Origin of the sequence: Thioclava sp. JE_KL1 (assembly GCF_009296265.1) — a bacterium.
In the GTDB taxonomy this organism is placed as follows: domain Bacteria; phylum Pseudomonadota; class Alphaproteobacteria; order Rhodobacterales; family Rhodobacteraceae; genus Thioclava.
The window spans coordinates 394,266-417,410 of the sequence record NZ_WBJS01000005.1; the positions used below are offsets into that span (position 1 = coordinate 394,266).

General features: G+C 63.8%; 20 protein-coding genes and 1 tRNA gene. 14 read left to right on the forward strand and 7 right to left on the reverse strand.

Annotated elements, in window-relative coordinates:
* Positions 1-74: 74 nt before the first annotated feature.
* The 4 genes from folK (at position 75) to F8R15_RS11980 (ending at position 3,959) form a co-directional block, all read left to right on the forward strand.
* Positions 75-635, forward strand: coding sequence for a 2-amino-4-hydroxy-6-hydroxymethyldihydropteridine diphosphokinase (gene folK, locus F8R15_RS11965; RefSeq protein WP_152844725.1), 561 nt, complete (start codon positions 75-77; stop codon positions 633-635).
* A 98-nt stretch (positions 636-733) separates the two neighbouring features.
* On the forward strand, positions 734-1,090 hold the full coding sequence (gene rpoZ, locus F8R15_RS11970) for a DNA-directed RNA polymerase subunit omega (protein WP_078522357.1): 357 nt from the start codon (positions 734-736) through the stop codon (positions 1,088-1,090).
* Positions 1,091-1,117: 27 nt separating this feature from the next.
* Positions 1,118-3,250, forward strand: a complete 2,133-nt coding sequence (locus tag F8R15_RS11975) for a bifunctional (p)ppGpp synthetase/guanosine-3',5'-bis(diphosphate) 3'-pyrophosphohydrolase (protein WP_152844726.1) — start codon at positions 1,118-1,120, stop codon at positions 3,248-3,250.
* Positions 3,251-3,284: 34 nt separating this feature from the next.
* Positions 3,285-3,959, forward strand: coding sequence for a DUF2062 domain-containing protein (locus tag F8R15_RS11980; RefSeq protein WP_368731043.1), 675 nt, complete (start codon positions 3,285-3,287; stop codon positions 3,957-3,959).
* 16 nt (positions 3,960-3,975) lie between these two features.
* Here F8R15_RS11980 and F8R15_RS11985 read toward each other — a convergent pair whose 3' ends face one another.
* The 3 genes from F8R15_RS11985 to F8R15_RS11995 all read right to left on the reverse strand — a co-directional run bounded on the left by F8R15_RS11985 (position 3,976) and on the right by F8R15_RS11995 (position 6,937).
* Positions 3,976-4,221 carry a WGR domain-containing protein gene (locus F8R15_RS11985; RefSeq protein ID WP_098409733.1) on the reverse strand — a complete coding sequence of 82 codons (246 nt, stop codon included), beginning with the start codon at positions 4,219-4,221 and terminating at the stop codon, positions 3,976-3,978.
* Positions 4,222-4,325: 104 nt separating this feature from the next.
* Positions 4,326-5,036, reverse strand: a complete 711-nt coding sequence (locus F8R15_RS11990; protein WP_078541712.1) for a response regulator transcription factor — start codon at positions 5,034-5,036, stop codon at positions 4,326-4,328.
* On the reverse strand, positions 5,033-6,937 hold the full coding sequence (locus tag F8R15_RS11995) for a PAS-domain containing protein (RefSeq protein WP_368731044.1): 1,905 nt from the start codon (positions 6,935-6,937) through the stop codon (positions 5,033-5,035). The genes F8R15_RS11990 and F8R15_RS11995 overlap by 4 nt, the downstream gene beginning before the upstream one ends.
* A 211-nt stretch (positions 6,938-7,148) precedes the next feature.
* On the opposite strand from F8R15_RS11995, the gene F8R15_RS12000 reads away from it, so the two are divergent.
* From F8R15_RS12000 to F8R15_RS12040, 9 genes are all read left to right on the forward strand, one after another.
* The gene (locus F8R15_RS12000) at positions 7,149-9,125 is read left to right on the forward strand and encodes a long-chain fatty acid--CoA ligase (protein WP_152844728.1); all 1,977 of its coding nucleotides are present in this window, start codon (positions 7,149-7,151) and stop codon (positions 9,123-9,125) included.
* Positions 9,122-9,943 (forward strand): ABC transporter ATP-binding protein, encoded by an 822-nt coding sequence (locus F8R15_RS12005; protein WP_078522363.1) that lies wholly within the window; start codon positions 9,122-9,124, stop codon positions 9,941-9,943. The genes F8R15_RS12000 and F8R15_RS12005 overlap by 4 nt, the downstream gene beginning before the upstream one ends.
* Before the next feature lie 38 nt (positions 9,944-9,981).
* On the forward strand, positions 9,982-10,971 hold the full coding sequence (locus tag F8R15_RS12010) for a branched-chain amino acid ABC transporter permease (protein ID WP_078550810.1): 990 nt from the start codon (positions 9,982-9,984) through the stop codon (positions 10,969-10,971).
* Between the two features lie 148 nt (positions 10,972-11,119).
* A complete protein-coding gene (locus F8R15_RS12015) occupies positions 11,120-11,302 on the forward strand; it encodes a hypothetical protein (RefSeq protein WP_078541717.1) in 183 nt (60 codons plus the stop codon).
* A gap of 40 nt (positions 11,303-11,342) precedes the next feature.
* Positions 11,343-12,419 (forward strand): branched-chain amino acid ABC transporter permease, encoded by a 1,077-nt coding sequence (locus F8R15_RS12020; protein WP_078550808.1) that lies wholly within the window; start codon positions 11,343-11,345, stop codon positions 12,417-12,419.
* A gap of 73 nt (positions 12,420-12,492) precedes the next feature.
* Positions 12,493-13,779 (forward strand): ABC transporter substrate-binding protein, encoded by a 1,287-nt coding sequence (locus F8R15_RS12025; RefSeq protein ID WP_078522367.1) that lies wholly within the window; start codon positions 12,493-12,495, stop codon positions 13,777-13,779.
* Between the two features lie 58 nt (positions 13,780-13,837).
* Positions 13,838-14,662 (forward strand): ABC transporter ATP-binding protein, encoded by an 825-nt coding sequence (locus F8R15_RS12030; protein ID WP_078550806.1) that lies wholly within the window; start codon positions 13,838-13,840, stop codon positions 14,660-14,662.
* An 89-nt stretch (positions 14,663-14,751) separates the two neighbouring features.
* Entirely contained in the window at positions 14,752-15,972 is a 1,221-nt protein-coding gene (locus F8R15_RS12035) for a phenylacetate--CoA ligase family protein (RefSeq protein ID WP_152844729.1), read from the forward strand.
* A 52-nt stretch (positions 15,973-16,024) separates the two neighbouring features.
* Complete coding sequence (locus tag F8R15_RS12040; protein ID WP_172976212.1) at positions 16,025-17,674, forward strand: peptidoglycan-binding protein; 1,650 nt, start codon at positions 16,025-16,027, stop codon at positions 17,672-17,674.
* Between the two features lie 95 nt (positions 17,675-17,769).
* On the opposite strand, the gene ykgO is transcribed toward F8R15_RS12040, so the two are convergent.
* Both ykgO and F8R15_RS12050 read right to left on the reverse strand, forming a co-directional pair.
* Positions 17,770-17,895: a type B 50S ribosomal protein L36 gene (gene ykgO, locus F8R15_RS12045; RefSeq protein WP_038074920.1), complete on the reverse strand. Its 126-nt coding sequence runs from the start codon at positions 17,893-17,895 to the stop codon at positions 17,770-17,772.
* An 81-nt stretch (positions 17,896-17,976) separates the two neighbouring features.
* A tRNA-Val gene (locus F8R15_RS12050) sits at positions 17,977-18,051 on the reverse strand.
* 180 nt (positions 18,052-18,231) lie between these two features.
* On the opposite strand from F8R15_RS12050, the gene F8R15_RS12055 reads away from it, so the two are divergent.
* A complete protein-coding gene (locus F8R15_RS12055; protein WP_152844731.1) occupies positions 18,232-19,098 on the forward strand; it encodes an N-formylglutamate amidohydrolase in 867 nt (288 codons plus the stop codon).
* Position 19,099: 1 nt separating this feature from the next.
* On the opposite strand, the gene F8R15_RS12060 is transcribed toward F8R15_RS12055, so the two are convergent.
* Entirely contained in the window at positions 19,100-20,362 is a 1,263-nt protein-coding gene (locus F8R15_RS12060; RefSeq protein WP_152844732.1) for a DNA polymerase IV, read from the reverse strand.
* Between the two features lie 156 nt (positions 20,363-20,518).
* Positions 20,519-23,140 carry an ATP-dependent chaperone ClpB gene (gene clpB, locus F8R15_RS12065; RefSeq protein ID WP_152844733.1) on the reverse strand — a complete coding sequence of 874 codons (2,622 nt, stop codon included), beginning with the start codon at positions 23,138-23,140 and terminating at the stop codon, positions 20,519-20,521.
* Positions 23,141-23,145: the final 5 nt, after the last annotated feature.

Genomic DNA, 23,145 nt, shown 5'->3' on the forward strand with positions numbered 1-23,145 from the left:
TGCACAGGCGGGGAGGGCCGACCAGATTTATCTAGGACATATCGCATTTCGCGAGGGAAACGGAATCTGTCTTTATGGACACTAACTATTTGGTCGCTTTCGGGGCGAATCTACCAAGCCAATTCGGGTCTCCTCGCACTACGCTCTGCGCCGCGATCGAGCGGCTCGAGCAATTGGGGTTTTCCTTGGTTGCCGCCAGTCGGTTCTGGTCGACGCCTGCCGTTCCCGAAGGGTCCGGTCCCGATTTCGTGAACGCTTGTTGCAAAATGCGAAGCAGTTTGCAACCGCGCGATGCGCTCGCGCAACTTCATGGAGTCGAAGAAGAATTTGGCCGTGTACGGGAAGGTCGTTGGAGTGCGCGTGTTGTCGATATCGACCTGATCGCCTCGGAGGATCGGGTTCTGCCGGATCGCGAGAGCTTTCTGCGCTGGAAAAACCTTCCGCCGGAGGCGCAGCAGCGCGACGCTCCGACCGACCTGATCCTGCCGCATCCGCGCTTGCAGGACAGGGCTTTCGTGCTGATTCCCCTTGCCGAAATCGCACCGCTCTGGCGCCACCCGATCACGGGCGACAGCGTGATGGAAATGCTCGCCGCCCTTCCCGAGGCGGAAAAAACCCCGATTTCCCCTCTGTAACGTGGTCAAAACCCTGCGGACAGGCCGGATGGGCGCTTGTGTTTCTGCACTGCAAAGCCTAAGTAGGGCCCTCAATCCGAGTTCTTCTGGAGAGATTCATGGCCCGCGTGACGGTTGAAGATTGCGTTGACAAGGTTCCGAACCGCTTCGAGCTGGTGATGCTCGCTTCGCATCGTGCCCGCGAAATCGCTGCTGGCGCTCCCCTCACGGTCGAGCGTGACAACGATAAAAACCCCGTCGTCGCTCTGCGCGAAATCGCCGAGGAGACCCAATCGGCCGAGGATCTGCGTGAGCGTCTCATCGAGAGCAATCAGACCCAGATCGAGGTTGACGAGCCCGAAGAGGACTCGATGGCGATGCTCATGGGTGGCGAGTCCCCCGATCGTGCCGTCGAAGACGACATGAGCGAAGAGCGTATGCTGCGCGCGCTGATGGACGCGCAGGGGCGCGAGTAATCCACTGATTGGCTGGAACGAGCGCGAATGATCGACGTCGAAGACCTGATCGCGCTCGTCCGCAATTATAATCCCAAGACCGATGCGGATCTGATCCGGAAGGCCTATGCCTACGGAAAAGACATGCATGAAGGGCAGTTCCGGCATTCGGGCGAGCCCTATTTTTCGCATCCGGTCGCGGTGGCGGCGATCCTGACCGAGCAGCGTCTGGATGATGCGACAATCGTCACCGCCCTTCTGCACGATACGATCGAAGACACGCGCTCGACCTATGGCGAAGTGTCCGAAATGTTCGGCGAGCAGATCGCCGAGCTGGTCGATGGCGTCACCAAGCTGACTAACCTGCAACTTTCGAACGCGGCCTCGAAACAGGCGGAGAACTTCCGCAAGCTGTTCATGGCGATGTCGAAAGACCTGCGGGTGATCCTCGTGAAGCTCGCCGACCGTCTGCACAACATGCGCACGATCCGCTCGATGCGGGCCGAGAAGCAGGCGCAGAAAGCGCGCGAGACGATGGAGATCTACGCGCCGCTCGCAGGCCGGATGGGTATGCAATGGATGCGCGAGGAGCTTGAAGACCTCGCCTTCAAGGTGCTCAACCCCGAGGCACGCACCTCGATCATCCGCCGCTTCGTCAGCCTGCAGAAGGAAACCGGCGATGTGATCCCGAAGATCACCGCCGACATCCGCGCGCTGCTCGAAGACGAGGATATCGACGCGGACGTGTTCGGGCGCGCGAAGCGGCCCTATTCGATCTGGCGCAAGATGGAGGAGAAGCAGCTCACCTTCTCGCGCCTGTCGGATATCTACGGCTTCCGCGTCATTACCCGCACCGAGATGGATTGCTACCGGGTGCTGGGCCTGATCCACCACCGCTGGTGCGCGGTGCCGACCCGGTTCAAGGATTACATCAGCCAGCCGAAGACGAACGGCTACCGCTCGATTCACACCACCGTTTCGGGGCGTGACGGCAAGCGCGTCGAGGTGCAGATCCGCACCCGGCAGATGCACGAAGTGGCCGAGGCCGGCGTCGCTGCGCACTGGTCTTACCGCGATGGCGAGCGGGCGCAGAACCCCTTCGCGGTCGATCCGGCGAAATGGCTCGCCTCGCTCAGCGAGCGGTTCTCGGACCCCGATGGCGATGGCGATCACGACGAGTTTCTCGAGAACGTCAAACTCGAGATGTATTCCGATCAGGTCTTCTGCTTCACCCCGAAAGGCGATGTGGTGAAGCTGCCCAAGGGCGCGACTCCGATCGATTTCGCCTATGCGATCCACACGCGGATCGGCAATAGCTGCGTCGGCGCGAAGGTCGACGGTATCCGCGTGCCGCTCTGGACCCGGTTGAAGAACGGCCAGTCGGTCGAGGTGATCACCGCCTCGGGCCAGCGTCCGCAGTTGACCTGGCTCGATATAGTGGCGACCGGGCGCGCCAAGGCCGCGATCCGCAAATCGCTGCGCGAGGAAGATCGCGACCGCTTCATCAAGCTGGGGCAGGAACTGGCGCGGGTGGCCTTCGAGCATGTCGGTCGCCGCGTGACCGACAAGGCGCTGCGCACCGCCGGCAAGGCGCTGGGGATCGGCGATCAGGACGAGGTTCTCGCCCGGCTCGGCTCTGCCGAACTGGCGGCCTCGGATGTGCTCGACGCGCTGTATCCGGAGCTTGCCCAACGCCGCGAAGGCACCGAGATCGAGCCGACCCGCGCCGTTCTGGGCCTCGGCGCCGATCAAAGCTTCCGCCGCGCCGATTGCTGCCAGCCGCTGCCGGGCGAGCGCATCGTCGGCATCACCTATCGCGGCAAGGGCGTGGTGATCCACGCCATCGACTGTCCCGCGCTCGAAGAGTTCGAGGATCAGCCCGAACGCTGGGTCGATCTGCATTGGAAGACCGGGCAACACCCGCCCGCCTATACCGCGACCCTGAAGGTCACGATCTCGAACGACGCGGGCGTGCTGGGACATATCTGCACATTGATCGGCCAGCAGAAGGCAAATATTTCGGACCTCGACTTTGTGGAGCGCAAGCCGGACTTCTATTCGGTTCTCGTCGAGGTCGAACTGTGCGATGCAGAACATATGCATCGCCTGCTTACCGCCTTGGAGGCGGAGAGCGACGTGGCGCAGGTGGAGCGGATCAGAAACCTGTCGCGCAAACCCTGACGCACACGGCGCAGGGGGGAGAAAGGACGGCAGCGTGGTCTTCAGACGGCGCGAAAAACGGGGGGTTTGGGCCAACCTGCGCGAGGCGATCTGGCCGCGTTCGGGCTGGTCCCGGGCTTTTCAATACGTCAAGCACCGGGTCAACCGGCTTCCCGACCGCCCGCACCGGATCGCGCGCGGCGTCTGGGCCGGGGTCCTGGTCTCGTTCACGCCGCTTTTCGGATTTCACTTCGTCAGCGCCGCGGCCGTGGCCTGGATCATGCGCGGCAATATCCTCGCCGCGATCCTCGCCACCTTCTTCGGCAACCCGGTCACCTTCCCGATCATCGCGGTCTTCTCGACGAAGCTGGGGCACAAGATCCTTGGGGATCGCCTCGACCATGGCGGCGCGCCCGAAAGCCTGCTGCAGACCTTTCAGGCGGCGAGCCACGATCTGCTGCATAACTTCTGGGCGATGTTCACCCCCGAGCACGCGGAATGGAGCGGGCTGGAGCGGTTCTTCACCGATGTCTGGCTGCCCTATCTGATCGGCGGGATCGGTCCTGGCGTGATCGCGGCGACGATTTGCTACTACGTGTCGCTGCCGATCATCACCGCCTATCAAAACCGTCGCCGCAGCAAGCTGAAGGCGCGGCTGGAGAAAATGCGAGCGAAGATCAAGCGCGAAGAACGCGCGGCGGCCGGGAAGTCCGAGACTCCCGAGGACTGAGCCGCAGTCGCTGGCGTCAGCTTTGCGCTTCGCCTGCGCCCGCTTCGCTCAGCGCATAACCGCGTCGCTGCGCCCGGCGGCGAAACCTCTCGGCCGCATGGACGGCTTCGCGCAGGTTGGAAAACCACCGCAGACAGGACGCGCCGGTCTGGCCCTGCAGGCCCCATTCGCGCAGCACGGTATATTCCCCGAACAGGTTGTCGGAGACTTCCACGCGATAGAACCGTCGCGACGTCGGCGTGTGAAGAAGGAGATTGAGCATGGCAGTGCCCCTGTATCCCGATTTCGTGAAGTGAATCAGAGCGGGGCGGTTTTGGCCAGCGAAAAGAGGTTAACGCCTTGATATCCGCGCTAGAGGTGGTTTCGTCAGCTCCAGCGGACCTCGCCCAGGAAGATATAGCCCGCGCCGTATATCGTCTTGATAAGACGCGGGTTTTTCGGATCTTCGCCCAGCTTCGTGCGCAGCCGCGAAATCCGCACATCCATGGCCCGGTCGAAGCTCTCGCCTGCGGCACCACCCAAAGATTCTTGCATCTGCGCGCGGGTGATCAGCCGGTTGGGGCTCTCGAGAAACAGCCGCAGCACTTCGCCTTCGGCATGGGAGAACGACGTCTCGGCCCCATCCTCCGCCACCAGCAGGTAGCGGTCGAAATGAGCGGTCCAGCCTGCAAAATGGGCGGTTTGCGCCTGCGCCGGCCCCTCGCTTCGCCCCTTGCGCAGCCGCGCACGGATTCGGGCCACGACCTCGGCCGGATCGAAGGGTTTGATGATGTAATCATCCGCGCCAAGCTCCAGCCCCGTCACCCGGTCCTGCACCTGCGCGCGGCCCGAGATGATGATGATCGCAGCGCCCGATTCCAGCGCCAGCCGATGCACCAGCGCCAGCCCGTCACGGTCGGGCAGGCCCAGATCGACGAGGCAGACATCGGGCGAGGAGCGCTTCAGCCCGGCTTCGAACTCGGTCGCGCGGCCATAGCAGGTCGTACGGAACCCGGCCTCTTCGAGCGCGTCGGAAAGCATCCGGCGGATTTCGGGCTCGTCGTCGAGGATCGCGACAAGGGGATGGTCGGCACTCATCGAGGCACTCCCGCAAGCAGCGCCGCAAGCTGCGCGGCGGTAAAGGGTTTCTGAAGGACCGGGCAGGGGGCCTGCGCGCGCAGCGCATCGCCCGGCGGCAGCGAGGTCATCAGGATCATCGGAACCTGATTGCGGATTTTGCGGGCGAGATCCACCCCGCTGCGCGGTCCGGGCAGCTGGATATCCGACAGGACCAGCGCGATGTCGGGCAGGTTCAGCAGGGCTTCGGCCTCGGCGATCGTGCCCGCCTCGACGACCGTGTGATCCATCGCGCGCAGCATGTCTCGGGTGCTGGCGCGAATGTCCTCGTCATCCTCGACCAAGAGCACCATCATCGGCTCGGCTTGGCGGGCGGCGGGTTTCAGCGGCAGGCGCATCGTGACGCGCGCGCCGTCCTCGGTATTGGCCAGCCGCAGCGTGCCGCCCGCGAGCTTGGTCTGGTCATAGACCATCGACAGGCCGAGCCCGGAGCCTTCATTGCCCTTGGTCGTGAAGAACGGATCGAGCGCATGTTCGAGCGCCTCCTCCGAGAATCCGCCGCCCTGATCGGTCACGGCGATCTCGACCCATGTATCGCGCACCGCACGGGCCTCGATCCGGATCGTGCCGCCCTCGCCGCGCATCGCGTGATTGGCGTTCAGGATCAGGTTCAGCAGGCTGTCCTGCAACGGGCCGGGATCGAGCAGGATCGGGTCTTTCAGATCGCTATTGTCGAAATCGAGCGTCACCGGATCATGCAGGGTCGGTCCTGCCATCGCGGCGAGATCGTCGAAGAGGTCGTCCAGCACGACGGCCTGCGGGCGCAGCTCGCGCGGGCCGGAGATTGCGGCGATCCGGTCGAGAAGCGTGCCGCCGCGCCGGGCAGCACCAAGGGTCGCCCGGATTGCGTCCTGCGCGTCGGCGGGCAGCCCCTCCATCCGTTCGAGCCGCCCCTGCAGTCCGAGGATGATGGTCAGGAGATTGGCGAAGTCATGCGCCAGCCCCGACGACAGCTGCGCGGCCAATTCGCGCTTCGCCGATTGCGCGAGTGCTGCGCGGGCCTGCGCCTCATGCGTGACGTCGGTGGAGAGGATATAGACCCCGCTCACCTCGTTCTGGCTGGCAAGATCGGGGGTCAGCGCGACGCGGATGCGCCGACCCGACGGGTCATGTGTGATTTCGACGACGCTCGCCTCGCCCGCCAGCGCGCGCCGAAAGCCGGGTGTGATCTTGCGATAGGTCTCGGGGCCGAGCGCCTCGCTCGCGTGATGGCCGACCGCATTGGCGAGCGAGCCGGGCATAACGGTCGACAGGCGGCGGTTGGAAAAGGTGTAGATCAGGTTGCGATCGACGCGCGCAATATGGGCGGGCATCATCTCGGTCACCTGCCGCGTGCGAGCTTCGGTGATCGCCAGCTGGCGCGAGGTTTCCTCCAGCGCCATGTTCGTCGCGGCCAGTTCCCGGTTCGCCGCCGCCAGCGCCTCGGCATGGTCGAGGAGCTGGTCCGACAATTCCTCGGACCGCGCGCGCAACAGCGCCTCTTGCCGCTTCACCGGCGTGATGTCGGTATAGACCGTGACCCAGCCGCCCTCGGGCAGCGGCGCGCCTTCGACCGAGATCGTGCGCCCGTTCGCCCGCTGGCGCTCCATGTAATGGGCCTCGAAGGCGCGCGCGGTCTCGACCCGCTCGCGGACGGCGGCCTCGATATCGTCGACCTCGCCATATTCGCCCCGCGTGACAAGGAAGCGAATCGTATCCTCGAAGGTAGTGCCCGGCTGGGCCAGCGTGTCGGGCAGGTCGAACATCAGCTGATATTGCCGGTTCGACACGGCCAGCCGCAGATCGCTGTCGAAGATCGACAGCGCCTGTCCGATCAGGTTCAGCCCCGCCTGTGTCAGCCGCTCGCGGCTCGTTTCGCTCACCTCGCCCCTCCCGCTCCTTGGCTTTTGCTACCACCGGCAGGCGGCGCGGCAAAGCGTGTTTCGCTGCGCAGCGAAGTCGTAAGAATTCGTTACAATCACGAAAAGATCACGAAAACTTTGACATGGACTGTCGAGCCATGCCGAACTGTGCGCGGAGGAGCGCCCGGGGCGGTCGAGGGACGCCGGACATACCGGCGCGAGGGAGGAAAATTTGGCTGACGCAGTCGCGAAGGGGCAGGAATCTGCCCAATCGATTCCTGCGCTTTTGGCGCGGAACGTGGCCCGATATGGTGGCTACCCCGCCTATCGCGAAAAGGAATTCGGGATCTGGCAGAGCTGGAGCTGGGCCGAAGCGGCCGAGGAAATCCGCGCGATGGCGCTGGGCTTCCTGAGCCTCGGCGTGGAACGGGGCGATTATATCGCCATCATCGGGCGCAACCGCCCCATGCATTACTGGTCGATGGTCGCGGCGCAGATGTGCGGCGCGATTCCGGTGCCGCTCTATCAGGACGCAGCGGCCGACGAGATGGCCTATGTGATGGAGCATTGCGGCGCGCGCTTCGTCGTCTGCGGCGATCAGGAGCAGGTCGACAAGATCGTCGAGATCGAGGACCGCATCCACGCGATCACCCATGTCACCTACACCGACAAGCGCGGCATGCGGAAATACGACCACTCGCGCATGAACGCGCTGGAGGACGTGCAGGCCGAGGGCCGCGCGGGCCATTCGCGCTACGAGGCCGAGCTGGACAAGCGCATCGCCGAGCTGACCTATGACAGCACCTGCGTGATGCTCTACACCTCGGGCACGACGGGCAAGCCGAAGGGCGTTGTCCTGTCGAACCGCAACATCATCGAGACCGCCAAGGCGTCCTCGGAATTCGATCACCTGAACCATAACGACGAGGTTCTCGCCTACCTGCCGATGGCATGGGTGGGCGATTTCATCTTCTCGATCGGGCAAGCCTATTGGTCGGGCTTCACCGTGAATTGCCCGGAAAGCCCCGAGACGATGATGATCGACCTGCGCGAGATCGGGCCGACCTATTTCTTCGCCCCGCCGCGGGTCTTCGAGAACCAGCTGACCTCGGTGATGATCCGCATGGAAGATGCGGGCAAGCTGAAGAAGAAGCTGTTCGACCATTACATGAAGGTCGCGCGCGAAGTCGGCCCCGACATTCTCGACGGCAAGCCCGTCAGCTTCGGCAAGCGGATGTCCTATGCGCTGGGCAATTTCTTCGTCTATGGCCCGCTCAAGAACACGCTGGGCTTCTCGCGCATCCGCGTGGGCTACACGGCGGGCGAGGCGATCGGGCCGGAGATCTTCTCCTTCTACCGCTCGCTCGGGATCAACCTGAAGCAGCTCTACGGTCAGACCGAGGCTTCGGTCTTCATCACCCAGCAGCCCGATGGCGAAGTGCGCGCCGATACGGTGGGCGTGCCGTCCCCGGGCGTCGAGGTGAAGATCGCCGACAATGGCGAGGTTTTCTATCGCAGCCCCGGCACCTTCGTGGAGTACTACAAGAACGCCGAGAGCACGGCCTCGACCAAGGACCCGGAAGGCTGGGTCGCGACGGGCGATGCAGGCTTCTTCGAGGAAGACACCGGGCATCTCCGGATCATCGACCGCGCCAAGGACGTGGGCAAAATGGCCGACGGTCGCCTGTTCGCGCCGAAATATGTCGAGAACAAGCTGAAGTTCTACCCCTCGATCCTCGAGGCGGTGGTGTTCGGTGCGGGCAAGGACCGGTGCACGGCCTTCATCAATATCGACCTCACCGCGGTCGGCAACTGGGCCGAGCGCAACAACATCTCCTACGCCTCCTATCAGGAGCTTGCGGGCCATCCGCGCGTCTATGAGATGATCCGCGAGCATGTCGAAGAGGTGAATGAAAGCATCGCCGAAGATCCGATGCTCTCGGGCTGTCAGGTTCATCGCTTCCTGATCCTGCACAAGGAACTCGACGCTGATGACGGCGAGATGACCCGCACCCGCAAGGTGCGTCGCAACGTGATCGCCGAGAAGTTCAACGACCTGATCGAGGCGCTCTATGACGGGCGTGACGAGATCTACACCGAAACGGAAGTGACCTACGAGGACGGGCGCAAAGGCTCGATCAAGGCGACGCTGAAGATCGCTGACGCGAAGGTCGTGGCCCCGAAACAGATGGCGGAGGCGGCGGAATGAAAGACATGAACGAAGGTTACGTCACCGCCGACGGCCGCCAGATCGGCGGGGTCATCATGGAGATGAAGAACATCACGCTGCGCTTCGGCGGGGTGGTGGCGATCAAGGATATCTCCTTCGACATCCGCGAGGGCGAGATCCGTGCGATCATCGGTCCGAACGGCGCGGGGAAATCCTCGATGCTGAACGTCATCTCGGGCTTCTATATCCCGACCGAGGGCGAGGTGTTCTACAAGGGCATCAAGCGCGGGCCGATGAAACCCTATCAGGTCGCGCGCCTCGGCATCGCGCGCACCTTCCAGAACATCGCGCTGTTCGACGGCATGTCGGTGCTCGACAACATCATGACCGGGCGGCTGACCCATATGAAGAAGGGTCTCATGTCGCAGGCGGGCTGGTGGTGGACGGGTGCCGCCGCCGAAGAGCACGAGAACCGCGAGAAGGTCGAGAAGATCATCGACTTTCTCGAGATCCAGAATATCCGGAAAACGCCGGTGGGGCGTCTGCCCTACGGCCTGAAGAAGCGGGTGGAGCTGGCGCGTGCGCTGGCCGCCGAGCCGAAGATCCTGCTGCTCGACGAGCCGATGGCGGGGATGAACGTCGAAGAGAAAGAGGACATGAGCCGCTTCATCCTCGACGTGAATGACGAGTTCGGCACCACCATCGTCCTGATCGAACACGATATGGGCGTCGTGATGGACCTCTCCGACCGGGTCGTCGTGATGGATTACGGCAAGAAGATCGGTGACGGCACGCCCGACGAGGTGCGCAGCAATCAAGACGTGATCGACGCCTATCTGGGGGTGGCCCATGACTGAGACCATCCGCATCGCAATTCAGACATCGGAGGCGCGTCATGCCTGATATCGTTCTCTATGCCGCCGAGGTGACGCTGAATGGCCTGATGGCAGGGGTGCTCTATGCGCTCGTGGCGCTGGGCTTCGTGCTGATCTTCAAAGCCTCTGGCATCTTCAACTACGCGCAGGGCGTTCTCGCGCTCTTTGCCGCGCTGACGCTGGTCGGCATCCAGAAGGGGCAAGTGCCCTTCGCCCATCTCATCAACGCGATGACGGGCAATCACTACACGAATTTCCCGTGGGAGGTTCCGGCAATCGTCGCGATCCTGCTGGCGGCGGCCGTGATGGTCGTGCTCGCGATCATCATCGAGAAAGTGGTGCTCAAGCATCTGGTGAACCAGGCGCCGATCATCCTCTTCATGGCGACGATCGGGATGGCCTATTTCCTCGAAGGTTTCGGGGATGTGATGTGGGGCTCTGACATCAAGACGCTCGATGTGGGGCTGCCGCAGGGCATCAACGAGACCATCGACACCGTCACCTTCAACATGTTCGGCTACGGCTTCTTCATCGACAATCTCGATATCGTGGCGGCCATCGTTGCAGTGCTGCTGGTGTCGGCGCTGACCGTGTTCTCGCAATACTCCAAGCAGGGCCGGGCGCTGCGCGCGGTGGCCGACGATCACCAGGCCGCGCTGTCGGTCGGGATCTCGCTGCGCTTCATCTGGATCCTCGTCTGGTCCATCGCGGGCTTCGTGGCGCTGGTCGCGGGCATCATGTGGGGCTCGAAATCGGGCGTGCAGTTCTCGCTGTCGCTGATCGCGCTCAAGGCGCTGCCGGTGCTGATGCTGGGCGGCTTCACCTCGATCCCGGGCGCCATCGTCGGCGGTCTGATCATCGGTGTCGGCGAGAAACTGTTCGAACTGCTGATCGGGGCGCCTTTCCTTGGCGGTGCGACCGAGAACTGGTTCGCCTATGTCCTCGCGCTCGTCTTCCTCGTGTTCCGGCCGCAGGGCCTGTTCGGCGAGAAGATCATCGAGAGGGTCTGACCGATGATCACGACGCTTTCACGCCACGGTGAAAAATTCCTTGATCGAGCCGCAGGGGTGCGACAAGCTGCCACATGTCGTGGCGTCAAGGGGAGGGGAGCCCAGTGTCGTCGCGCTGATGTGACGATCATTGGGAGGACCGTTACCGATGAAGACCTGTGCAACCGTGTTCACGATTGGCTGGGGAGCTGCGCTGGCATTCGGATGGATCGCGCTGGCCGCTCCGCCGGAAGAACCGACCACCTTGCAAACACTGAATATCGTGCTGGCCGCCTTGGGGGCGGGAGCCGGGCTCTGGGCCTGGGTGAGGATCCGGCGCGGCAACTGCTGACGGGGGACGACGCGCTCTCCCTGACGAAAGGGAGAGGCTGATGTTTTACCGCGAAGCAGGTGATTTCAAGACATCCTACCGGGAGGACAGTCAGACCTTTCCGATCAAGTTCGACCGGCTGCGCTATTATGCAGTGCTGGTGGTCGCCTTCGGGATCGTTCCGCTGTTCATCAACGACTACTGGGCGAACGCGGTCGCGGTACCCTTCCTGATCTACGCCATCGCGGCGATCGGGCTGAATATCCTCGTGGGCTATGCCGGGCAGGTGAGCCTTGGCACCGGGGGCTTCATGGCAGTGGGCGCCTATGCCGTCTACAAGCTGATGACGGCCTTCCCGGACGTCAACATCTTCTTCCACGTCATCATCGCGGGGTTCATCACCGCCGCCGTAGGCGTGATCTTCGGCCTGCCGAGCCTGCGCATCAAAGGTTTCTACCTCGCGGTGGCGACGCTGGCGGCGCAGTTCTTCCTCGTCTGGCTCTTCAACAAGGTGCCGTGGTTCTACAACTACTCGGCCTCGGGTCAGATCAACGCGCCCGAGCGCACCGTGTTCGGCGTCTTCGTGACCGGCGCGCAGACCTCGGCCATGGCGAAATACATGTTCTGCCTCGTGATGCTGACGCTGGTGGCGCTGGTCGCGCGCAATCTGACGCGTGGCACGGTGGGGCGTAAATGGATGGCGATCCGCGACATGGATATCGCCGCCGAGATCATCGGGGTGAACCCGCTGACGACGAAGCTGTCGGCCTTTGCGGTCAGCTCGTTCTTCATCGGCATCGCCGGCGCGCTGTTCTTCGCGGTCTATCTGGGTGCGGCAGAAGTGGGCGAAGCCTTCGGCATCCAGAAGTCCTTCCTGATCCTCTTCATGGTGATCATCGGCGGTCTGGGCTCGATCTTCGGCTCGTTTGCGGGCGCTGCCTTCCTCGTGCTGCTGCCGGTCTTCCTCAAGAACGTGCTCGTCGGCACGCTCGGTTGGCCGACGGACCTCGCCGCGCATATCGAGCTGATGATCGTGGGCGGGCTGATCGTGGCCTTCCTGATCGCGGAACCGCATGGCCTCGCGCAGCTCTGGCGCGTCGCGAAAGAGAAACTCCGGCTTTGGCCCTTCCCGCACTGACGGCCGGGCCGCCCAACACAAAGAACCGGGACACGCCCGGCGCAACACTCGAACATTCTGGGAGGAGAACCGAATGAAGAAGACCCTAACCGCACTGGTCGCGGCGGCGATGACGCTGACCACGGCCCCGGCTTTCGCCGAACTGGTGGTGCCGAACCTCAGCTATCGCACCGGACCTTATGCCGCGAACGGCATCCCTTACGCCGATGGCTTCAACGACTATTTCACCCTGCTCAACGAGCGTGACGGCGGCATCGGCGGCGAGATGGTTGCCACTCCCGAATGCGAAACCGCCTATAACACCGAGAAGGGCGTGGAATGCTACGAGTCGACCAAGGGCGAAGGCGCGCTGGCCTATAACCCGCTCTCGACCGGCATCACCTATCAGCTGATCCCGAAGGTCACCGCTGACGGCATCACGCTCTACACCCCGGGCTACGGCCGCACCTCGGCTGCGAACGGCAAGGTGTTCAAGTGGGTCTTCAACTTTCCGGCCAACTACTGGGACGGCGCTTCGGTCGCGATCAAACATATCATTGATCAGGAAGGCGGCGATATCAGCGGTAAGAAAATCGCGCTGGTCTATCACAACTCCGCCTATGGCAAGGAGCCGATCCGCACGCTCGAAGAGCTGGCCAAGAAGCACGGTTTCGAGCTGTCGACCCTGCCCGTCGACCACCCCGGTCAAGAGCAGAAGTCGCAATGGCTGCAGATCCGTCGTGACAAGCCCGACTATGTCCTGATGTGGGGCTGGGGCGTCATGAACCAGGTCGCCATCCAGGAAGCCGTGAACATCCGCTTCCCGATGGATCACTTCATCGGCGTCTGGTGGTCGGGTTCGGAGAACGACGTGGCTCCGGCAGGCGACAAGGCCTCTGGCTACAAGGCGCTGTCGTTCCACGGCACCGGCATGGATTACCCGGTTTATGCGGACCTCAAGCAATATGTCGTCGATGCCGGCAAGGCGTCGGGCGCAGGCGATCAGGTTGGCACGATGCTCTATTCGCGCGGCATGTACGCGGCGATGATCATCTCGGAAGCGATCCGCAAGGCGCAGGAGATGGCCGGCAAGTCGAACGTCAACGCCGCTGAAGTGCGCGACGGTTTCGAGAACCTCGATCTCACCGAAGCCCGTCTGGAAGAGCTCGGCCTGCCGAACTTCGCCCAGCCGATCAAGGCGAGCTGCGAGAACCACGGGGGCCCCGGCTCCGCCAAGGTTTTCCAGTGGGATGCCGGTGCGAAGAAGTGGAACGAAGCCTCCGACTGGATCGAATCCGACAAGGACGTGCTGAACCCGCTGATCGAAGAAGATTCCGCAGCCTTCGCTTCGGAAAACAACATCACCGACCAGTGTAACTGATCGAAAACGGCCTCCGGCGCGCGCCGCCGGGGGCCACCCCAACGTCCCGGAGAGAACCATGCTCGACGCTTCGAAAACCGATAACACCCTTCTCGAGGTCAACAATATCGAGGTGATCTACAATCACGTCATCCTCGTGCTGAAAGGGGTGAGCCTGAGCGTGCCCAAGGGCGGGATCACCGCGCTTCTGGGCGGCAACGGCGCGGGCAAGACGACGACGCTCAAGGCGATCTCCAACCTGCTCAAATCTGAGCGCGGCGAGGTGACGAAAGGCTCGATCACCTATCGCGGCGAACGGGTGCAGGACGGCTCCCCCGCCGATCTGGTCCGCAAGGGCGTGATCCAGGTGATGGAGGGGCGCCATTGCTTCGAACACCTGACCGTCGAGGAAAACCTGCTGACCGGCGCCTATACCCGCAAGGACGGGCGCGCCGCGATCCAGGCCGACCTCGAGATGGTCTACGACTACTTCCCGCGCCTCAAGGAGCGCCGCAAATCGCAGGCGGGCTATACCTCGGGCGGGGAGCAGCAGATGGTCGCGATGGGTCGCGCGCTGATGAGCCGCCCCGAGACGATCCTGCTGGACGAACCTTCGATGGGTCTCGCGCCGCAGCTGGTGGAGCAGATCTTCGAGATCGTGAAATCGGTCAACGAGAACGAGGGCGTGACCTTCCTTCTGGCCGAGCAGAACACCAACGTCGCGCTGCGCTACGCCCATTACGGCTACATTCTGGAGAGCGGGCGCATCGTGATGGACGGTCCCGCAGCCGAGCTGCGCGAGAACCCGGACGTGAAGGAATTCTACCTCGGCATGTCCGACGAAGGCCGCAAGAGCTTCCGCGACGTGCGCAGCTACCGCCGCCGCAAGCGCTGGCTGGCGTAACGGTAACTTATTGATTCAATTGAATTGCTGCGCAGCATTTTCGCCGCGGCACAGGAGCGGTCTGTCCGCTGAACGGAAAGGGTCGAGAGATGGGCGAACATTTCGACGAATTGGAAACCCGCAGCGCTGACGCGCGTGAGGCCTCTCTGGCGGAGTGCCTGCCGGCGCTGATCGGCGCGGCGATGAAGGCTCCGGGGATTGCGGCGCATCTGCAAGGCGTCGACCCGAGCGCGATCACCTCGCGCGAGGCGCTCGCGAAGCTGCCTGTGCTGCGCAAGTCCGACCTCGGGGCCGCGCAGAAAGGCGCGCCGCCCTTCGGGGGGCTGGTCACGAAACCCGCCCATGCCTTCGCGCATATCTTCCAGTCGCCCGGCCCGATCTATGAGCCCGGCGATGCCAGTCACAACTGGTGGCGGCTGGGGCGTTTCGTCCATGCGGCGGGCGTCGGTCCCGGCGATATCGTGCAGAACTGTTTCGGCTATCACCTCACCCCCGCGGGCATGATGTTCGAGAATGCCGCGCGTGCGGTGGGTGCGGCCGTTCTGCCCGCAGGCACCGGCCAGACCGAATTGCAGGTCCGCGCAGCCGTCGATATCGGCACTACCACTTACGCGGGCACGCCCGATTACCTGCGCATCATTCTCGAGAAGGCCGAGGAGATGGGCGAGGCGCTGAAAATCACGAAGGCCACCGTGTCGGGCGGTGCGCTCTTCCCGAGCCTGCGTCAGGATTATGCGGATCGCGGCATCGCATGCCTGCAATGCTACGCCACCGCCGATCTGGGCAATATCGCCTATGAGAGTGCCGCGATGGAGGGGATGATCGTCGACGAGGGCGTGATCGTCGAGATCGTCCGCCCCGGCACCGGCGATCCGGTTGCCCCCGGCGAGGTTGGAGAAGTCGTCGTGACCACGCTCAATCCCGACTACCCGCTGATCCGTTTCGCCACCGGCGATCTGTCGGCGGTGATGGAAGGCGTCAGCCCCTGCGGGCGCACCAATATGCGCATCAAGGGCTGGATGGGCCGCGCCGATCAAACCACCAAGATCAAGGGCATGTTCGTCCGTCCTGAGCAGGTGGCTAGCTTCGTCTCGGCCCATGCAGAGGTGCAAAAAGCCCGCGTCATCGCTACCCGCGACGGCGAGATGGACGTGATGACAGTGCAGATCGAGACCGAGGCCGACGATCCCGCCCGCTTCGACGGTGGTATCCGCGAGGCGCTGAAGATGAAGGGCGTGATCGAACTGGTGTCGCCCGGCTCTTTGCCCAATGATGGGAAGGTCATCGACGACCAGCGCAAATACGACTGAGGAACCGCGCGCGCACTCGAGGGGTTTCTCCGGAAAGAGAGTGGAGGAACCCATGCGTAAACTTCTTCTGACAGGTGCCGCAATCGCGGCGCTTGGCCTTCCCGCCCATGCCGCCGATCTGGCGCTGGTGCTGGGAAATTCCGATTATCAACGGATCGACGATCTTCGCTCGGGCACTGCCCTGACCGATAGCGAAGCAAAGCTGCAGACGGCGGGCTTCTCGGTGCTGATCGAGGATGACGCCGATGCGGCCGAGATCCGGTCCCGCTTCCGTGATTTCGTTACCCGCGCACCCGAGGCCGAGCGGCTGGTCGTGGCGCTCTCGGGCCGTTTTGTCCATTCCGACGGGGAGACATGGTATCTGCCGGTCGACGCCCGCGACACCTCGCTGCCCGAAGCGGTGAGCGAGGCGCTGCCGCTGTCCGCAGTGATGACCGTGCTCGCCGCCCATCCGGGGCGTGCCGTGCTGCTTCTCGGCGCGGCGGACGAAGAGGGCAACGGCCAGGGCCTCACCCAGCCTGGGATCGGCACGCTCGACATTCCGCAGGGCGTGACGGTGCTGCGCGGCAGCCCTAAGGATGTGGCCAGCCTCATGTCGGGCAACCTGACCGAGCCCGGCGCTTCGCTGATGCAGTCGGCGCAGTCCGAAGACCTGCGCGCGAGTGGCTACATGCCGCGGGATTTCGTACTTGTCACCGAGCCGACGGGCAAGAAACCCGCCCCGGTGAAAACCCCCGAGGCTGACCCGTCGGCCCCGTATTGGGACATGGCGCGATCCGAGGACACGATCACCGCCTATCAGCTCTATCTCGACCGCTATCCGAATGGCACCAATGCCGCTCAGGCGAAGCAGCGTATCCAGCAACTGCGTGACGAGCCTCAGCGGCAAGCGAAGGCTGCGGAAGAGGCGCTGAACCTCAGCCGCGATCAGCGTCGCGAGGTGCAGCAGAACCTGACGATCTTGAAATTCGACCCGAAAGGCGTCGATGGTATCTTCGGGCCCGGCTCGCGCGGGGCGATCGCGCGCTGGCAGAAGGCCAACGGCTTCGACGACACCAGCTATCTGACCCGCGCCCAGCTGACTGCGCTCTCGGCGCAGGGTGAGAAACGCGCCGCCGAGCTGAAGGCCGAGGCCGAGGCCCGTCAGGCCAAGATTGATCAAGAAGACCGCGCCTATTGGGAGCAGACCGGCAAGGCGGGTGACGAGGCCGGGCTGCGCGCCTATCTCAAGAAATATCCCGACGGGCTGTTTGCGGAACTCGCGCAGGAGCGGCTCGACAAGATCGAAGCGGATCGCCGCGATGAAGCGCAGTCGGCCGATCGCGCAGACTGGGACGCCGCGCGTAAAGCCGACACCATCGCCAGCTACCGCGATTATCTGGCAAGCCGCTCCGACCCGGCCTTCAAAGCCGAGGCCGAGGCACGCATCGCCGAGCTGCAGCAACAGAATCAGCAAAGCGACGCGATGGACGCGGCCGCCGCGAAAGAGGCCGCCCTCAACCTGCCCGGCGTCGCGAAATCGCTGGTGGAGCAACGCCTTGCCCAGATGGGTCTCAAGCCCGGCAAGGTCGACGGTGTGTTCGACAAGGATACGCGCCGCGCGATTCGCCGCTATCAGACCGCAGGCGGGCTGGAAGCCACCGGCTACCTCGATCAGGCCACCGTGGCGCAGCTTCTGGCCGGGGCGATCGGCGCGCGTTAAGCGCCGATCCCTCTCAGCCTCGACGCGCTGAACATAGGAAAAGGCCGCGCCGGGAAATCCCTGGCGCGGCCTTTATTCGTTTCGGCTCGGCTGCCTCAGCCCTGACGGGCTTTGAAGCGCTTCTGCGTCTTGTTGATCACGTAGACGCGGCCTTTGCGGCGCACGACCTGGCAATCGCGATGACGCTGCTTGAGCGAGCGGAGCGAGTTGCGGACCTTCATCGGCCTTCTCCTGTATCGCGGCGCGCGGTGCGCCTTGAAAAACGAATGCCCCGGGCTTGCAAGCCGGGGGCGGTGAATAGATGGTGGGCGGTACTGGGATCGAACCAGTGGCCACTACGATGTCAACGTAGTGCTCTACCGCTGAGCTAACCGCCCACACCCGTGCGATCCCGTTTGATGCCTTTGATTCGCGCTTGCGGCTAGGCCGCGAAGGGAACCGAAAGGCGCGGTGTCGCGTCGGTCTGGGGGTCTATATAAAGAGTCGAAACGGCTTTCAAGAGGGTTTTGGCGCGAAAGCGTTCCAGTGTAAGATATTAGGCGATCATAAGAGGTTTCATGTCCGACAGCCCAGCCCTTTTGCCGCCGTTCCGGCTGGTTCGCCCCAAGGCGTTGCGGACGGCTGCGGTCTTCGCCTCGCCCCATTCCGGTGCGCAATACCCGCATAGCCTGCAGGAACGGGCCGTTCTGGACATGCTGCGCCTGCGGTCTTCCGAAGACGCTTTCGTCGATGAGCTGCTGGCGGACGTTCCGCGATTCGGCGCGCCGCTTCTCTGCGCGCAGTATCCGAGGGCCTGGGTCGATCTCAACCGGGCGGAGGACGAACTTGATTCGGCGCTGATCGCCGGGCTGGACCGGGCGCATCCGGGGCCGCGCGTCGCTGCCGGTCTTGGGGTGATTCCCCGCGTGGTGTCCGGTGCGCGGGCGATCTATCGCGGCAAGATCTCGATGATCGAGGCCGAGGCGCGGATCAACCATGTCTGGCGGCCCTATCACGCGCAGCTCGAGGCGCTGATGGCCGAGGCGCATGGGGCTTTCGGGCAGGCGATTCTGCTCGATATGCATTCGATGCCCTCCGAGGCGCTGGCCACGACCGGCCCGCGCCGCGCGGAGATCGTGCTTGGCGATCGCTACGGCACCAGTGCCGACCGCGAGATCGTGCGCGAGATCGAACTGATCTTCGAAGGCGAGGGGCTGAACGTGGCGCGCAACAGCCCCTTTGCCGGGGCCTATATCACCCAGCGCTACGGGCATCCGCGCGAGGGCTATCACGCGATCCAGATCGAGATCGACCGCGCCCTCTACATGGATCAGCACCGCATCGCGCCGAACGAGAATTTCAATGCGTTCGCGGCGCTGATGAGCCGGGCGGCGCGTCAGATCGCCGATCTCGGGGCGCATCCGCTTCGCCACGCGGCGGAGTAAGTCACTCCCCGTCCCAGCCGCGCCCGTTGCGGATCGCATCCGTCCCGAATCGCGCCCGGATCGCATCTTTGGCCCGCTCCGCCCCCGCGCGCTTGCCCGCGTAAGGGTCGAGCAGGTCGCCCGCCGGATCGCGCCCATCGGCCGCCGAGAGGTCCGAAAACCCGATCCCGATCAGACGGTAGGCTTGGCCCTTCGGCAGCTTGTCGAACAGCGTCTCGCCCGCGCGATAGAGCGTGTCGGCCAATTGGCTCGGCTCCTCCAGCCGGGTCTGCCGGGTCACGGTCGCGAAATCAGCCTTCTTGAGCTTCAGCGTCACCGTCCGCCCCGCCAGATCGCGCGCCTTCATCCGGGCCGAGACCTTCTCGGCTAGATGCCAAAGCTTGCCCATCAGCGCCTCGCGATCGGCGATGTCGGTGTTGAAGGTGGTCTCGTTCGACACCGATTTCATCGGCGAGTCTGGAGAGACGCGCCGCGCATCTTGGCCGCTGGCCAACTCAAAGAGCCGCCGCCCCGATGCGCCGAAACGGTCCTCCATCCGCGACAGCCCCGCGCGGCGGATATCGGCGAGCGTGCGGATGCCCGCGCGCCCCAGGGCCGAGCGCGTCGCCGCCCCCACGCCCCAAAGGATCGACACCGGCTTGTCGCGGAGAAACTCTTCCGTATCGCCACGCCCGATCACCGAGAACCCGCGCGGCTTGTCGAGATCGGAGGCGATCTTGGCGAGGAACTTGTTATGCGACAGACCGACCGAGGCCGTCACGCCGATCTCCGTCTCGATCTCACGCGCAAGCCGCGCCATCAGGGGCGCGGGCGGCGCATGGTGCAGCCTCTCCGTCCCGCCCAGATCGAGAAACGCCTCGTCGAGCGAGAGCGGCTCGATCAGCGGCGTCAGCTCGACCATCTTCGCCCGGATCTCGCGCGAGACGCTGGCGTAATGCTCCATCCTCGGTTTGATGATCACCGCGTCCGGGCAAAGCTTGCGCGCCTGATACATCGGCATCGCCGAGCGCACGCCGGAGATTCGCGCGATGTAGCAGCAGGTCGTCACCACCCCGCGCGTGCCGCCGCCCACGATGACCGCCTGCGAAGACAGTTCGGGATTGTCGCGCTTCTCGACCGAGGCATAGAAACTGTCGCAATCGATATGCGCGATGGGCAGGTCGAACAGCTCCGGATGCGCCACGATCCGCGCCTTGCCGCAGGCAGGGCAACGCTTCGGCGCCTCGTCAAAACTCTTCAGGCAATCGCGGCAAAGGGCAGGCATGGGGACTCGATCCGGGGAATATCCCCTAGATACTCCTTCTTCCTCTTGGCGGAAATATCCCGGGGTGAATTGGCGCAGCCAAGAGGGGCAGCGCCCCTGACGCTGATGAAAAAGGGGCGGATCGCTCCGCCCCTCTCAATCGGTTTTCAGCTGGGTTTAGTGCAGCGGCACGCCATCGGCGGGCTTCGTGCCACCCAGAGGCGCACTGTGGCCGCCGACGATCAGGCCGTTCGGGCCTGCCGTGACTTCGACCGTCGCACCGTCCATGATATCGCCGCCAAGGATCGCCTCGGCCAGCGGGTCCTGCAGCGCGCGCTGGATCACCCGCTTCAGCGGACGTGCGCCATAGACCGGGTCGTAGCCCGCATCGGCAAGCCACTTGTGGGCCGACTCGTCCAGATCCAGCGTGATCTTGCGCTGCGCCAGACGTTTCTCCAGCCGCTTGAGCTGGATTTCCACGATCCCGTCCATGTTCTCGCGGTTCAGGCGATCGAAGATCACCATCTCGTCGAGACGGTTCAGGAATTCGGGGCGGAAATGCGCCCGCACCGCATCCATCACCTGACGCTTGGCCTCGCCCGCATCCGTGCCTTCCGGCAGCTGGCTGAGCGCTTGGCTGCCGAGGTTCGAGGTCAGCACGATCAGCGTCTGCTTGAAGTCGACCGTGCGGCCCTGACCGTCGGTCAGCACACCATCGTCGAGCACCTGCAGCAGCACGTTGAACACGTCCGGATGCGCCTTCTCGACCTCGTCGAACAGCACGACCTGATAGGGACGCCGCCGGACCGCTTCGGTCAGAACGCCACCCTCGTCATAGCCGACATAGCCCGGAGGGGCACCGATCAGCCGCGCCACGGAGTGCTTCTCCATGAACTCGGACATGTCGATCCGCACCATCGCCTGATCGTCGTCGAACAGGTAATTCGCGACGGCCTTGGTCAGCTCGGTCTTACCCACGCCGGTCGGGCCGAGGAAGAGGAACGAGCCCAGCGGGCGGTTCTCGTCGTTCAGCCCCGCACGCGCACGGCGCACGGCGTTCGACACGGCGGTGATCGCTGCATCCTGACCGACGACGCGCTTGTGCAGCTCGTCTTCCATCTTCAAGAGCTTCTCGCGCTCGCCCTCCAGCATCTTCGAGGTCGGGATGCCGGTCCAGCGTTCGACCACTTCGGCGATCTGCTCGGGGCGCACCGATTCCTCGACCATCAGCTCCTCGCCTTCGGCCTCGTCGGCTGCCGCGAGTTGCTTCTCGAGGCTCGGGATGATGCCGTAGCTCAACTCACCCGCGCGGGCGAGATTGCCTTCGCGCTTCGCTTGATCAAGCTCGGCCCGGGCCTTGTCGAGTTGCTCCTTGAGGTTGCGACCCGATTCCAGCTTGTCCCGCTCGGCCTGCCATTTGGCAGTCATTTCCGAAGCGCGATCCTGCAGATCGGCCAGTTCCTTCTCGAGCTTCTCGAGACGGTCCTTCGACGCGGTGTCGTCCTCTTTCTTCAGCGCTTCCGCTTCGATCTGCATCTGCAGAATCTGACGGTCGAGCGCATCGAGCTCCTCGGGCTTGCTGTCCACTTCCATGCGCAGACGCGAGGCGGCCTCGTCCACGAGGTCGATCGCCTTGTCGGGCAGGAAGCGGTCGGTGATGTAGCGATGCGAGAGCGTCGCAGCCGACACCAGCGCCGAGTCGGAGATCTTCACCCCGTGGTGGAGTTCGTATTTCTCCTTGATACCGCGCAGGATCGAGATCGTGTCCTCGACCGTCGGCTCTTCCACCATCACGGGCTGGAAACGCCGGGCCAAAGCCGCGTCCTTCTCGACATATTTGCGATACTCGTCGAGCGTCGTCGCCCCCACGCAATGCAGCTCACCACGGGCCAGCGCCGGCTTGATCAGGTTCGCCGCATCCATCGCACCATCGGATTTCCCGGCGCCGACGAGCGTGTGCATCTCGTCGATGAAGAGGATGATCTCGCCCGCAGCAGCCTCGATTTCCTTGAGGATCGCTTTCAGACGCTCTTCGAACTCGCCGCGATATTTCGCACCGGCGATCAGCGCGCCCATGTCGAGTGCGAGCAGCCGCTTGTCGCGCAAGCTCTCCGGGACGTCCCCGTCGATGATGCGCAGCGCGAGGCCTTCCGCGATCGCGGTCTTACCCACGCCGGGTTCACCGATCAGAACCGGGTTGTTCTTGGTCCGACGGCTCAGCACCTGCATGGTGCGCCGAATCTCGTCATCACGACCGATGATCGGGTCGATCTTGCCTTGCTCGGCAGCATCGGTCAGATCGCGCGCGTATTTCTTGAGCGCCTCGTAGCCCTCTTCGGCCGAGGCCGAATCCGCCGTGCGCCCCTTGCGCAGATCGTTGATCGCGGCGTTGAGCTTCTGCGCCGTCACAGCGCCCGCATCGAGCGCATCCTTGGCGCGCGTGTTCACCATGGCCAAAGCCATCAGCACACGCTCCACCGGGACGAAGCTGTCGCCCGCTTTCTTGGCGATCTTCTCGGCCTCGTCGAGCACGCGCACAAGGCTCTGCTCGACATAGACCTGCCCGTCGCCGCCCGACACTTTCGGCAGTTTCGACACCGCTAGATCGACGGCTTCGAGTACGCGGGCAGGCTCGCCGCCGGCGCGCTTGATCAGATTGGCCGACAGCCCCTGATCGTCATCCATCAAAGCCTTCAGAAGATGCTCGGGCACCACACGTTGATGACCCTCGCGCATCGCGATCGTCTGCGCGGCCTGAAGGAAACCGCGAGACCGCTCCGTGAACTTCTCCATGTTCATCGGCA